The sequence below is a fragment of the Rhodanobacter aciditrophus genome (genome assembly GCF_050026795.1).
Classification (GTDB): Bacteria; Pseudomonadota; Gammaproteobacteria; order Xanthomonadales; family Rhodanobacteraceae; genus Rhodanobacter_A.
In genome coordinates, this window is sequence record NZ_JALBWP010000009.1 from 64556 (window position 1) to 77642 (window position 13087).

The 13087-nt window shown below is 72.4% G+C and carries 14 protein-coding genes; 10 read left to right on the forward strand and 4 right to left on the reverse strand.

Going from position 1 to position 13087, the window contains the following annotated elements:
- Positions 1-74: 74 nt before the first annotated feature.
- On the reverse strand, positions 75-1283 hold the full coding sequence (locus ACQGNW_RS03370) for an efflux RND transporter periplasmic adaptor subunit (RefSeq protein ID WP_426661669.1): 1209 nt from the start codon (positions 1281-1283) through the stop codon (positions 75-77).
- 403 nt (positions 1284-1686) lie between these two features.
- Between ACQGNW_RS03370 and ACQGNW_RS03375 the strand changes: the two genes are divergently transcribed.
- The 5 genes from ACQGNW_RS03375 to ACQGNW_RS03395 all read left to right on the forward strand — a co-directional run bounded on the left by ACQGNW_RS03375 (position 1687) and on the right by ACQGNW_RS03395 (position 6589).
- Complete coding sequence (locus ACQGNW_RS03375) at positions 1687-2208, forward strand: c-type cytochrome (RefSeq protein ID WP_426661671.1); 522 nt, start codon at positions 1687-1689, stop codon at positions 2206-2208.
- 108 nt (positions 2209-2316) lie between these two features.
- Positions 2317-3000, forward strand: coding sequence for an alpha/beta hydrolase (locus tag ACQGNW_RS03380; RefSeq protein ID WP_426661672.1), 684 nt, complete (start codon positions 2317-2319; stop codon positions 2998-3000).
- Positions 3001-3007: 7 nt separating this feature from the next.
- A complete protein-coding gene (gene zapE, locus ACQGNW_RS03385) occupies positions 3008-4126 on the forward strand; it encodes a cell division protein ZapE (protein WP_426661673.1) in 1119 nt (372 codons plus the stop codon).
- Positions 4127-4339: 213 nt separating this feature from the next.
- Positions 4340-6169: an EAL domain-containing protein gene (locus ACQGNW_RS03390; protein ID WP_426661675.1), complete on the forward strand. Its 1830-nt coding sequence runs from the start codon at positions 4340-4342 to the stop codon at positions 6167-6169.
- Between the two features lie 33 nt (positions 6170-6202).
- Positions 6203-6589, forward strand: a complete 387-nt coding sequence (locus ACQGNW_RS03395) for a peptidase C13 (RefSeq protein WP_426661676.1) — start codon at positions 6203-6205, stop codon at positions 6587-6589.
- Positions 6590-6715: 126 nt separating this feature from the next.
- On the opposite strand, the gene ACQGNW_RS03400 is transcribed toward ACQGNW_RS03395, so the two are convergent.
- Entirely contained in the window at positions 6716-7273 is a 558-nt protein-coding gene (locus tag ACQGNW_RS03400; protein WP_426661677.1) for a CcdC protein domain-containing protein, read from the reverse strand.
- A 124-nt stretch (positions 7274-7397) separates the two neighbouring features.
- Positions 7398-8144, reverse strand: coding sequence for a 2,3-diphosphoglycerate-dependent phosphoglycerate mutase (gene gpmA, locus ACQGNW_RS03405; RefSeq protein WP_426661678.1), 747 nt, complete (start codon positions 8142-8144; stop codon positions 7398-7400).
- Positions 8145-8271: 127 nt separating this feature from the next.
- Between gpmA and ACQGNW_RS03410 the strand changes: the two genes are divergently transcribed.
- Positions 8272-8922, forward strand: coding sequence for a DUF4097 family beta strand repeat-containing protein (locus ACQGNW_RS03410; protein ID WP_426661679.1), 651 nt, complete (start codon positions 8272-8274; stop codon positions 8920-8922).
- Between the two features lie 85 nt (positions 8923-9007).
- Entirely contained in the window at positions 9008-9229 is a 222-nt protein-coding gene (locus ACQGNW_RS03415; RefSeq protein ID WP_426661681.1) for a hypothetical protein, read from the forward strand.
- A 12-nt stretch (positions 9230-9241) separates the two neighbouring features.
- Here ACQGNW_RS03415 and hemF read toward each other — a convergent pair whose 3' ends face one another.
- On the reverse strand, positions 9242-10144 hold the full coding sequence (gene hemF / locus ACQGNW_RS03420) for an oxygen-dependent coproporphyrinogen oxidase (RefSeq protein WP_426661682.1): 903 nt from the start codon (positions 10142-10144) through the stop codon (positions 9242-9244).
- A 163-nt stretch (positions 10145-10307) separates the two neighbouring features.
- On the opposite strand from hemF, the gene ACQGNW_RS03425 reads away from it, so the two are divergent.
- The 3 genes from ACQGNW_RS03425 to ACQGNW_RS03435 are packed head-to-tail and all read left to right on the forward strand — an operon-like array spanning position 10308 to position 13080.
- Positions 10308-11504, forward strand: a complete 1197-nt coding sequence (locus ACQGNW_RS03425) for a beta-ketoacyl-ACP synthase (protein WP_426661683.1) — start codon at positions 10308-10310, stop codon at positions 11502-11504.
- A complete protein-coding gene (locus ACQGNW_RS03430; protein ID WP_426661684.1) occupies positions 11501-12292 on the forward strand; it encodes a beta-ketoacyl synthase chain length factor in 792 nt (263 codons plus the stop codon). The genes ACQGNW_RS03425 and ACQGNW_RS03430 overlap by 4 nt, the downstream gene beginning before the upstream one ends.
- Complete coding sequence (locus ACQGNW_RS03435; RefSeq protein ID WP_426661685.1) at positions 12289-13080, forward strand: glycosyltransferase family 2 protein; 792 nt, start codon at positions 12289-12291, stop codon at positions 13078-13080. The genes ACQGNW_RS03430 and ACQGNW_RS03435 overlap by 4 nt, the downstream gene beginning before the upstream one ends.
- Positions 13081-13087 lie beyond the last annotated feature (7 nt).

Consider the following 13087-nt stretch of genomic DNA (forward strand, 5'->3'; position numbering starts at 1 on the left):
TGGCGTCCTGCTCGCGGCGCCGCGGCGCCGGGAGGTGTTGCGGGCCCGCCGCACGGAGCGGCGGGAGTCCGGGCTCAGTGGCGGCGGCCGCCCCTGCCCTGCTGCTTGGCCTTCTGCAGGTCCGCCGCGGTGGGTGCCGGCGGCACTTCGCCGGGCTTCAGCGGGTTGACCTTGCTGCCGGGCTTCAGGCGGAACTGGCCCTCGGTGACCACCTGCTCGCCCGCCTTGAGGCCGCTGCCGATCATCACGTGGCTGTCGCCCACCTCGCCGGCCACGACCACCGGCTGCATCTTCACCGTGTTGTCGCCCTGCACCTGGTAGACGTAGTCGCCGTCGGGGCCGCGCTGCACCGCCTCGGCGGGGATCACCAGCGCACCGCTGTCCGTGCGCACCTGCAGGCGCACGTTGACGAACTGGCCCGGCCACAGCTCGTTCTTCTCGTTCGGGAACTCCGACTTCAGGCGGAACGTGCCGGTAGTGGTGTCGATCTGGTTGTCGATCACCTTGAGCACGCCGCCGGTGGCCACCGGATGCGCGTCCACCCGGTCGAGCGCGGTGACCTGCAGCGGCGCCTCCTGCTGCGCCCTGCGCACCATGTCCAGGTTCTGCTCGGGCAGGGTGAACATCACGTTGATCGGGTGCAGCTGGGTCAGCGTGACGATGGTGCTGCCGGTGGTCACCACGTTGCCCGGGTCCACGCTGCGGATGCCGGCGAGGCCGTCGATCGGCGAACGGATCTGGGTGTAGTCGAGCTGCACCTTGGCGTCGCGGATCGCCGCGTCGTCGGCCGCCACCGCCGCCTCGTACTGCATCACGGTGTTGTGCTGGGTGACCAGGTCGCTCTTCGCCACGTACTGGCTGTACTTCGGATCCTTCGAGCGCTCGTAGTTGCTGCGCGCGGTGGCCAGCAGCGACTCGTCCTGGCTGCGCTTGCTCAGCTGCTGGTCGTAGCTGGCCTGGTAGGTGCGCGGATCGATCTGCGCGAGCACCTGGCCCTTCTTCACCGGCTGGCCCTCGGTGAAGTCGAGGCTGAGCAGCTGGCCGCCCACCTGCGGGTTCACCGCGATGGTGTTGAGCGCCTGCACAGTGCCCAGCGCGGTGAGGTAGACCGGCACGTTCTCCCTCGCCACCGGCACCACGGTGACCGGTACCGGGGCGTTGTCCTTGCCGTCCATCCCGCCTGGCCGCCCCGCGCCGCCGGGCTTGTGCAACAGGCGCACGGCGACGATGGCCAGCACGACCACCGCGACGACGATCAGCGCGATCTTCCAAAAACGCGACATTGCGGAAAACTCCCGATAGGAAAACTGCGTCAGCGTGGAATCCGTGCCGACGCGGTCCACGGTCGGCGGATTGGGGCCCAGCATAGGTGCAGTGCAACGAAATGGAACAATGCCAGTTGACAGGGGTGAGGCATGACCGATGGCAGGGATGCGCTGCCGCCGCACTGCGGCGCTTGGACAGGCGCCTGCCTGTCGCGGTTCCGCAGCGCGACAGATCGCCGCTGCCCCGGGCTGAAAACTTGTCGATGGCTTCGTCTATACTCCGGGCCTTGTGCCTGCCCGACCCGCCGCGTTGCGTCGCGGCCAGGACCGGCGCGGGCATTCGGCAGCCAGTCGGCCAGCCGCGTGCCGCAGGGGCCTTCCGGACGATCCACCGACCTGGAGTACATACGTGAGCGGTTCCATGAACGATTCCGACCGGGTTTTCGTGCACCAGTTCGCCAAGCTGATCGGCGGGCTGGGCGTGCTGACCGTGGTGCTGATCCTGGTCGCCCTGGCGATCTACCGCGGCGAACCCAAGGAAACCGACCCGAACGTGCAGGCGCAGGTCGCCGCGCGGCTCGCGCCCGCCGGTGCCGTGTATGCCGGCAACACCGGCCGCGCCGCCATGCAGGCCGCCGCCGCCGACGCCGCCAAGGCGGCCGCCGCGCAGGTTGCCTACGGCGGCACCACCGACGGCAAGACCATCTACGACAACCTGTGCACCAGCTGCCACACCGCCGGCGTCGCCGGCGCGCCGAAGCTGGGCAACAAGGCGATGTGGGCGCCGCGCATCGCGCAGGGCCTCGATACCCTGATCAAGCACGCCACCGAGGGCTACCACGGCCCCGACGGCAACTTCATGCCGCCCAAGGGCGGCAACCCCGCGCTCACCGACGCGCAGGTGAAGGCCGCGGTCACCTGGATCGTCAGCCAGGCCAAGTAACCCACCCGCTCAAGCAGGCCAACGCAGACGCCGCCTCCGGGCGGCGTTTCGTTTGCCCTCCCGCTGCGCAGGGGCAAGGCGCCGAGGCCTGTCGGCTATCATTGGCGCATGGATCTCCCCGAACTCCCCCCCGACCCCGCAGGCTTTCCCGCGGAAGCATCCGCCTTTGCCCTCACTGGCCCCGCCGGCGCGCTGGAGTGCATCGGCGACGTCGCCGAGCGCGCCGATGCGCGCCGCGGCGTGGCCGTGATCTGCCACCCCAACCCCGTGCAGGGCGGCACCATGCACAACAAGGTGGTGACGATGGTGGAGCGCGCGCTGCGCGAGTCGGGGCTGGACACCGTGCGCTTCAACTTCCGCGGCACCGGCGCCTCGGCGGGCAGCTACGACGACGGCGACGGCGAAAGCGAGGACCTCGCCGCAGTGGTCGCCTGGCTCCGCCGCGTGCGCCCCGGCGACGCGCTGTGGCTGGCCGGCTTCTCGTTCGGCAGCTACGTGACCATCCGCAATGCCGCGCGGCTCGAGGCCGACGCGCTGGTCAGCATCGCGCCGCCGGTGGGGCGCTGGACCATGGCCGACGTGCTGCCCGGCTGCCCCTGGCTGGTGGTGATGGGCGAGGCCGACGAGGTGGTGGAACCGCAGGCGGTGTTCGACTGGGTGGCCGGCATGGACCATCCGCCCGAACTGATCCGCATGCCCGACACCGGCCACTTCTTCCACCGCCGGCTGATGGACCTGCGCGGCGCAGTGAAGCACGCGATCGCCGACTGGCTGCCCGCGCGGCGCGATTGAACCCGCCATGAGCGAACCCCTCTCGCCCGCACCCAGCGTGCGTTACCAGGAAGGCGTGGCCGCGCACCGCTGGGAATCCGACCCCGCGCAGCTCGCGGTGATGCCCGAGTTCGACCGCCTGCACGCCGCGCTGTGCGCAACGGCGAACGGCAACGGCGGCCTGTTCGGACGGCTGAAGTCGCTGCTCGCCAGCGAGCCGGGCGCGCCGCCGCCGGGCCTGTACCTGTGGGGCACAGTGGGCCGCGGCAAGACCTTCCTGATGGACCTGTTCGCCGCCAGCCTGCCGCACGGCGTGGCGCTGCGCCGGCACTTTCACCGCTTCATGGGCGAGGTGCACGAACGGCTGCGCGAGCTGGGCGAACGGCAGGACCCGCTGGACGAGGTGGCCGCCGGCCTCGCCGCGCGTTGCCGCGTGCTGTGCCTGGACGAGTTCCTGGTCAACGACATCGGCGACGCGATGATCCTCGCGCGGCTGCTGGAAGGCCTGTTCGCGCGCGGCGTGGCGCTGGTCACCACCTCCAACACCGCGCCGGGAAACCTGTACAGGGACGGTCTGCAGCGCGCGCGCTTCCTGCCCGCCATCGCATTGCTGGAACGCCATTGCCGCGTGGTCGAGATGGCCTCCTCGCACGACTGGCGCCTGCGCGCGCTCTCCCAGGCCGCGGTGTACCACACCCCGCCCGGCGCCGAGGCGCACCGCGCGCTGGAGCGCCTCTTCCAAGACCATGCGCAGGGCACGGTCGGTGAGGGCGGCATGCTGCACGTGAACGGCCGCGACATCCCGTTGCGCAGGCGCGCCGACAACATCCTGTGGTTCGACTTCGCCGCGCTGTGCGAGGGCCCGCGCGCGGTGGCCGACTACATCGCGCTGGCCAAGGCCGGACCCGTGGTCATCGTGTCCAGCGTGCCGCAGTTCACCCTCTACAGCGAGGACGCCGCCAAGCGTTTCGTGCAGCTGGTGGACGAGTTCTACGACCGCCGCGTGAAGCTGGTGCTCTCCGCCGCCGCGCCGATCACCGAGCTGTACGACGGCGAGCGCCACCGCGCCGAATTCGGCCGCACCGAGTCGCGCCTGATCGAGATGCAGAGCGAGGACTACCTGGCGCTGCCGCACCGCGCCGACTGAGCGGCGGCGGATTCCCGCCTTCCGGCCCGGTCCACCGGCGGCCGGGCACGCCAGCGGCCGGTGCGCGGAGGCGCGCCGGGCGCGCGGATGGGGAAGCCCGCGGAACGCGGCATTTTCCGCCAGTGCCGGGCCGCGCCCCGCGATTGCCACCCCATCGCCGCCGCAGTAGCCTGCGACGGCTGGCACTGCGCTGCCGCACTGGGGGATGGCACGATGGACATCTGGCAGGGGCCGCTCCCTGGCGGGCGGCCCGGCACCGACCACACACCGGCAACCACCCAGGTGACCGAGCAGCACGCGCTGCCCGGCTTCGAGGCCGTGGCGCGGCTGGCATCCGGCGCACTGGACGTGTCGCTCGTCGCCTTGCTGCTCGCCGACGGCAGCGCCTTCTGGTACATCCCGCCCGGCCAGCCGGATGCCCCGCCGCTCGACGGCGCGCTGCTGGCCGCCTGCCGGGTGGCCGCGCGCCGCGGCCAGGCGGAGGTGGTGCCCGACGCACGAGCGGATGCCCGCTTCCTGCCCGCCGGCACCGACCCCGCGCAGGACGGGATCGGCTTCTTCGCCTGCGAACCGGTGTTCGGCCTCGGCGGGCAGTTGCTGGGCGCCCTGTTCGCCGTGGATCGCCAGCCGCACCCGGCGCTGCGCGCCGGCGCCCAGGCCGCCCTGCGCGACGCGGCCTCGCTGGCCGGTACCGGCGCGGCGCTGCGCAGCTACCTCGACCGCACCGATCCGGCCACCGGACTGCCGCATCGCAACGCCTTCTTCGCCGACCTGCACACGCACCTGCCGAGCGGCGCCGACACCGCCTGGATCGTCGCCATCGAGGCGGCGCCGGTGGCGCGCTTCAACGCCCTCGTGCGCGCCATGGGCCACGTCTACGCCGACGCGCTGATGCGGGCGATGGCGGCACGGACGCAGGCCTGGATGACGCCGGACATGCAGCTCTACCAGGTCGGCACCTCGCGCCTCGCGGTGCTGCTGGCCGGTCTGCACGACGCCCTGCCGCCCGCGCAGCTGGATGCCCTGGTGGCCACGCTGCGGGCGCCGATCGACTGCCTCGGCGTGCCGCTCACCCTGCAGCCCGGCGTGGGCCTGCTCAAGGTCGAGGCACGGGAGCTGCGCGGCGGCGATCCGCTCCGGCGCGTGATGAACGCCGCGCATGTCGCGCAGAACAGCGTGCGCGGCTGGGCCGTGTACGACCAGCGGCAGGACGAGCGCCAGCGGCAGGAGTTCTTCCTGGTCACCGAACTGGCCGCCGCGCTCTCCGAGCGCACCGAGCTGGAGCTGCATTACCAGCCGCGCGTGGACCTGGCCAGCGGCCGCTGCGTGGCGCTGGAGGCGCTGGCGCGCTGGCGCCACCCCACGCTGGGCGCGGTTTCGCCCGCCACTTTCGTGCCGCTGGCCGAGCAGGCGGGCCTGATGCGCTCGCTGACCGACTGGGTGCTCGACCACGGGCTGGCGCAGCTGGCGGAGTGGCTGCGCGGCGGGCTCGACGTGCGGCTGTCGCTGAACGTCTCCAGCATCGACCTGGACGCGACGCTGCAGCAACGCCTCGCGGCGGCAGCGGCGCGCCACGGCGTGCCGCTGGCCCGGCTGGAGCTGGAGTTCACCGAGAGCGTCGCGATCCACCACAACGAACTCACCCGCGACGTGCTCGACGCGCTGCGGCGGGCCGGCGTGGGCATCGCCATCGACGACTTCGGCATCGGCTACAGCAACCTCGACGCGTTGCGCCGGATGCCGGCCACCAGCCTGAAGATCGACCAGTCGCTGGTGCGCAACCTGGACGCCCGCCCGCACGACGCCGCGATCGTGCACGCGATGGCGGCGCTGGGCCACGACCTGGGCTTCCGCGTGGTGATGGAGGGCGTGGAGACGGCCAGCGTCCTCGCCGCCGTGCGCGATGCGGGTTGCGACGAGGTGCAGGGCCACCATATCGCCGTGCCGCTGCCGGCCGCCGCGGTGGCCGGCTGGCTGCGCGAGCATGCGGCACCCGCGGCTGCGGCCGGCGCGGGCCATGCGGAGCGCGCGCACAGGTTCTAGGATTCCGGCAGCGCACCACCGCCGGAGCCCGCCATGCCTGTCGTACTCGCCTTCGCCCTGTGGCTCGGCGCCGCACCCGCAAACCCGAACGGCGATTTCGATGCGCGCGTGCACCAGGCGAAGATGGCCGAGGCCGCAACCACCGGGCCGGCCTATCAGAAGGCGCTGTGGGACAGGATCGGCAACCCCACCACCGACGCCTACAAGGGCTGCCTCGCCGGCGACCGGCCGCCGGACAAGTCGCCGTTCACCCTGGTGCTGGACCTGGATGCGCAGGGCAAGCCGCAGCGCATCGCGGTGCGCCCGGCCACTCGCGTCGCCACCTGCATGGCAGGCCGCTTCGCCGGCTGGACGTTCCCCGTGCCGCCCGCCTCGCCGGTGCCGTATCCGCTGGAGATCGACTTCAGCGTGACACCCTGACCCGGATGGCGGGAAGGTGCCCTCCCGCAGCTCCCCGGCTCCACCGGTCACGCACCCGGGTGCCGGGCCGCTGCGCGGTCCATCCGCGGATCGGACTGGCGGGCTGTCCGGCGACCGGCCATCGCCTTATGTGGTGGCCGCGAGGCGCGACTGCTGGTAGCGCCGGTGATGCACCAGCAGGCCGGCGTAATACGCGATGTAGTAGCCCACCAGCAGGCCGATCACCAGCATGGTGAGCGGGCTGGACTGGTAGCCCATCGGTACGACCGTGGCGCCGGGCGGCGCGCTCGCCGCCAGCGCCTGGGCTTGCTGCATCTGCGGCCACAGCACCATGAAGCGCCAGGCCAGCCGCCCCAGCAGCAGCGCGGTGAGCAGGGCGCCGATCCACGGGTTCGGCAGGTAGCAGTCGCCCTTCACCGGGTCGGTCTCGAATCGGGTCAGGCGCAGGCCGAGCAGGCCCAGTGCCGCGCCGGCGACCGCGCCGCCCAGCACACCCTCGGCGAGCCGCACGTCGTGCAGGCCGCCCAGCAACAGCAGGGCGCCGACCGCGGCGAAGATCACGATGCGAGCGACCATCCGCCTGCGGCGGATCGGCTGGCGGCCGAACTGGCGACTGATCCGGCGCCAGATCATCAGCACCACCAGCGGGGCGGCGATGGCGTAGCTCATCAGATGGGCGGGCATGGCGGAAGCTCCGTGGCTTGGATGCCCGCAGGCTAACCGCCCGGCGCGGTTCGTTCGACTGACCGGTTGCAGGCATCGCGCATGACGGCTGTCATGCGCCTGCGCGGAACAGCCCGGCCGGCGCCTACTTCGCCTTGCCCTGGTTCGCCACCGCGGCCATCTTCGCCGCGATCGCGTCGGCGTCGCCGAGGTAGTAGCGCTTCAGCGGCCTGAGGGTTTCTTCGTCGAACTCGTACACCAGCGGCACGCCGTTCGGGATGTTCATCTCCACGATGTCGGCATCGGAGATGCCGTCCAGGTACTTCACCAGCGCGCGCAGCGAATTGCCGTGCGCGGCCACCACCACGCGCCGGCCGGCCTTGATCGCCGGCGCCAGCACCTCGTGCCAGTACGGCAGCACGCGGGCCACGGTGTCCTTGAGGCATTCGGTGTCCGGGATCTGCTCCGGCGCCAGCGCGGCGTAGCGCGGATCGTGCACCGCCGCGTTCTCGCCACGCACCAGCGGCGGCGGCGGGATGTCGTAGCTGCGCCGCCAGATCTTCACCTGCGCCTCGCCGTACTTCGCCGCGGTCTCGGCCTTGTTGAGGCCGGTGAGCGCGCCGTAGTGGCGCTCGTTGAGGCGCCAGTCGGTATGCACCGGCAGCCACATCAGGTCCATCGCGTCGAGCACGCCCCACAGCGTGCGCACCGCGCGCTTCAGCACCGAGGTGTGCGCCACGTCGAACGCGTAACCCTCGCGCTTCAGCAGCTCGCCGGCCTCGCGCGCCTCGTCCATGCCCTGCGTGGTGAGGTCCACGTCGGCCCAGCCGCTGAAGCGGTTGTCGAGGTTCCACTGCGACTGGCCGTGGCGGATCAGGACGAGCTTGTGCATGGCGGGAATTCTCGGCGGGGAAGGGCGGAATGGTAGCGGCAGCCGTCTCCCCTGCCAAAGGTCACGCCAACCGTTTTCCGCCGGCACGCATCCCAGAGCCATGTCCCCCACCGAACGGAGCCCAGCCATGCGCCGCATCCTGCTTTCCCTCGCGCTCTTCCTGCCGCTGGCGGCCGTCGCCGCGGACAACGACATCGAGAAGGTCAACGGCAGCGTGTGGGTGGACGCCGGCCAGCATGCCGGCGATGTCGGCTCGGTGAACGGCAGCGTGCACGTCGGCGAGCGCGCCGTGGTGCAGAAGGTCAGCACCGTCAACGGCTCGGTGGATCTCGGCGCGCAGGCCCATGCCGGCGAACTGGGCACGGTGAACGGCGCGATCCGGCTCGCCGCCGGCAGCCAGGTGGCCGGCAAGGTCGAGGCCGTCAACGGTGCGATCACGCTCGCGCAAGGCGCCCAGGTGGACGGCCACCTCTCCAACGTCAACGGCGCCATCACCCTCGATGCCGCGCACGTCGCCGGCGGCCTGGAGACCGTATCCGGCGACATCACCGTGGGCGCCGGCTCGCACGTCGAGGGCGGCATCCTGGTCGACAAGCCGAACAACGGCTGGTTCCGCTGGGGCAGCGAGCGCAAGCCGGTGGTCGTGATCGGCCCGCACACGGTGGTGCAGGGCACCCTCGAGTTCCGCCGCGACGTGGTGCTGAAGGTCAGCGACAGCGCGCAGATCGGGACAGTGAAGGGTGCCGCCGTGGAGCGCTTCCACGGGGACGCGCCGTAACCCGCAATTCCACCTCCGTCGCCACGACGGAACATCCGAACCACTGCAACGGGCCATCGTCCGGATGGCTCGCCAGGAGACTGCCATGAACACCCGAATCTTCGTCGCGGCCATCGTCGCCGCGGCGCTGGCCGGCTGCGCCCGCACACCCGTGAACCACGACGCGCTTCGCCAGCGTGCCGAACGCAGCTGCCGCGTCCAGGCCTCCGTATCGAAGGCCTATGCGGTCGATGGCACCGGCGTGGGCATGCGCAGCGTCGCCTATGTCCGCTGCCTGCGCACGGCAGGCTTCAGGGACGAGGCGTGAGGCGGGTGGGCACTACACCCAGTCGCGCGGCTTCAGGTATTCCGCCAGCCGCGCCTCGGCGGACCCGGCCTCCGGCTGGTACGCGTACTCGAAGCGTACCCGCGGCGGCAGGCTCATCAGGATCGATTCCGTGCGGCCGCCCGACTGCAGGCCGAACAGCGTGCCGCGGTCGTAGACCAGGTTGAACTCCACGTAGCGCCCGCGCCGGTACAGCTGGAACTCGCGTTCGCGCTCGCCGTACGGCGTGTCGCGCCGGCGCGCGGCGATCGGCAGGTAGGCGTCGAGGAAGCCCTGGCCCACGGCCCTGGTGAAATCGAGGCAGCGCTCGAAGCCACCTTCGTCGAGGTCGTCGTAGAACAGGCCACCCACGCCGCGCGTCTCGCCGCGATGCTTCAGGGTGAAGTACTCGTCGCACCACCGCTTGAAACGCGGGTAGGCGTCCGCGCCGAACGGCGCGCACAGGTCGCGCGCCACCGTGTGCCAGTGCACCACGTCCTCGTCGAACGGGTAGTACGGCGTGAGGTCGAAGCCGCCGCCGAACCACCACACCGGCTCCACGCCCGGCTTGCTGGCCTCGAAGTAGCGCACGTTGGCGTGCGTGGTCGGCACGTAGGGATTCTTCGGATGCAGCACCAGCGACACGCCAGTGGCGACGAAGCTGCCGCCGGCAAGCTCGGGCCGGTGCGCGGTGGCGCTGGGCGGCAGCTGGTGGCCGCTGACGCGCGAGAAGTTCACGCCCGCCTGCTCGAACAGCGCGCCGTCCTTGAGCACGCGGGTGCGTCCGCCACCGCCCGCGGCGCGCGTCCAGGCGTCCTCGACGAAACGCGCGCCGCCGTCGAGATGTTCCAGCGCGGCGCAGATGCGGTCCTGCAGTTCGCGCAGGAGGGTTTCGGCGCGGTCGGCTTGCTCGCTCATCGATCGGACTCCGTGGTCGTTGCCGCGAGCTTAGCAAGGGCAGCCGCCTGCGCCGCTGCGGCGCGGCGCCGCGAGAACCCGCGATGGAGCAGGGACCCGCCGCGGCTGAACAGGCTCCGCGCGCCAGCTAGGCAGGACGCAGGACGCTCGCTAGGCTGATGCGATGACGACACCGATGACCCCACTGGCGGTCAGCGCCTGCACCGTCACCTCCGCGCTCGGTTGCGGGCTGGCGGCGCAGCGCGACGCGCTGCTGCGCGGTCGCGGCGGGCTGCGCGCCAACGATTTCGGCAGCGAGCCGCGGCTGGGCTGGATCGGTCGCGTCGACGGCGTGGAAGACGCGGCGCTCCCCGCCGCGCTGGCCGCCTGGGATTGCCGCAACCACCGCCTCGCCTGGCTGGGCCTGCGGCAGGACGGCTTCCTCGACCGCGTGCGTGCGGCGCGCGAGCGCTACGGCGCGCGCCGCGTGGCCCTGCTGCTGGGCACCTCCACCGCCAGCATCGGCGCCACCGAGGAAGCGTACCGCCGGCTCGATGCCGACGGCCGCTTTCCCGCCGACCTGCGCCGTCCCGCGCTGCACGCGCCGGATTCGCTGAGCGCGTTCGCCGCCGCCGCACTGGCGCTGGACGGCCCCTGCCTCACCGTCTCCACCGCCTGCTCGTCCAGCGCCAAGGTGTTCGCCAGCGCCGCGCGCCTGCTGGCGCTCGGCCTCGCCGACGCGGCCGTGGTGGGCGGCGTGGACAGCCTGTGCGACAACGTGCTGTTCGGCTTCAACGCGCTGGAGCTGATCTCGCCTGCCGCCTGCCGCCCGTTTGACGCGGCGCGCGACGGCATCTCGATCGGCGAGGCGGCCGGTTTCGCCCTGCTGGAGCGCGCGGAGGCCGCGCCGCGGGCGCCGCGCCTGCTCGGCTACGGCGAGGCCAGCGATGCCTGGCACATGTCCTCGCCACATCCCGACGGCCACGGCGCGGAACTGGCGCTGGACGCGGCGCTGGCCCGCGCCGGCCTCGACGCGACGCAGATCGGCTACGTGAACCTGCACGGCACCGCCAGCCGGCAGAACGACGCGATGGAAGCCGCGCTGCTGGCGCGGCGCTTCCCCGCGACGACGCGCGCCAGCTCGACCAAGGGCTTTACCGGCCATACCCTGGGCGCGGCCGGCATCGTGGAGGCCACGATCGCGCTGCAGGCGATCGAGCACGGCTTCGTGCCGGGCAACCTCGGCGCCGCCACACCCGATCCCGCCTGCGGCCCGCAGTTCGCGTGGCGTGGCGAATCGCGGCACGTGGACGTGGCGCTAAGCAATTCCTTCGGCTTCGGCGGCAACAATGCCTGCCTCGTGTTCGGGCGCGCGCCATGAGCGGCATGCAGCTGCACATCGAAGGCATCGGCCTGTGGTCGCCGCAGCTGGCGGATTTCGCCGCGCTGCGCGCGCGGCTCGCCGGTGCCGCGGGGGCCGCGGCCCCGGCGCCGGCCGCCGCGCTGCTGCCGGCGAACGAACGCCGGCGCGCGCCGGAGAGCGTACGCCTCGCGGTGGAAGTGGCCGGCCAGGCGCTGGCAATGAGCGGGCGCGAGCCGACCACGCTGGCCTGCGTGTTCGCCTCGGCCCACGGTGACCAGGCGATCACCGACGCGATCTGCGCCACGCTGGCGCGCGCGCCGGCGGAGCTGTCGCCCACCCGCTTCCACCATTCCGTGCATAACGCGCCGGCCGGCTACTGGACCATCGCCACGGGCTGCCGCGCGCCATCCAGCGCGGTCTGCGCGGGCGCCGGCACGTTCGCCGCGGCGCTGCTGGAAGCGGCGGGCCAGGTGCTGGCCGAGCAGCGTCCGGTGCTGCTGGTGTGCAGCGACATCGCCGGGCGCGAGCCGCTGCTGGAGATGACCGGCTGCGCACGTGCCTTCGGCTGCGCGCTGCTGCTGGCGCCCGAGGCCGGCACGACCACGCTGGCGCGGCTGCGGCTGGAGCCGACGGCGGATCACGCCTCGTCCACGCCGCCGCCCGCTACGCTCGCCGGCGAGGCGGAGGGCAATCCCGCCGGCGCCGCGCTGCCCCTGCTCGCCCTGCTGGCCGGGCATGGCGGCCGTTGCCGGCTCGCGCACGCCGCTGCGCCCGACCTGCTGCTCGACATGGAGTGCGTCGCTTGAACCCCAATCTGCCCCGCTGGTGCGTGCTGATCCCCTGCCTCAACGAGCAGGTGGCGATCCGCGGCGTCGTCGAATCGGTGCTGGCGCTGGGTGCGCCGGTCATCGTGGTCGACGACGGTTCGGACGATCGCACGCCGGAGATCCTCGCCACGCTGCCGGTGACGGTGCTGCGCCACGGACAGCGCCGCGGCAAGGGCCAGGCGCTGCGCGACGGCTTCCGCGAGGCGCTGCGCCAGGGCTACGAGGCCGTGCTGACGATGGACGGCGACGGCCAGCACCTGGCCGCCGACATCCCGCGCATCGTCGCCGCCGCCGTCGCGTATCCCGGCCAGCTGGTGATCGGCGCGCGCCTGCTCGACAAGGCGCAGCAGCCGAAGGCGCGCCGGCGCGCCAACGCGTTCGCCGACTGGGGCATTTCCTGGGGTTGTGGCCAGCCGGTGGCGGACACCCAGAGCGGCCAGCGCTGGTACCCGCGCGCCGCGCTGGACCTGGTCGACCTGCCGGCGCAGAACTTCGTGTTCGAGGCGGCGATCCTGATCGCCGCCTCGCGCGAGCTGGGCATGGGCATCGTGTCCGTGCCGATCGCCTCGCGCTACCCGCCCGGCGCACGCCCCAGCCACCTCCGGCCGGTGCGCGACACCCTGCGCATCACCCTCTACACGATCGCCCGCGTGCTGCACTATGGCCGCGTGCTGGACAGCTACCGGCGCTCGCATACCGCGCCGCGGGTGATCGACGGCACGCCGGAGAACAGCCGGCCGCTGGCGCCACTGCCCGGCACCCGCTGAACACGCG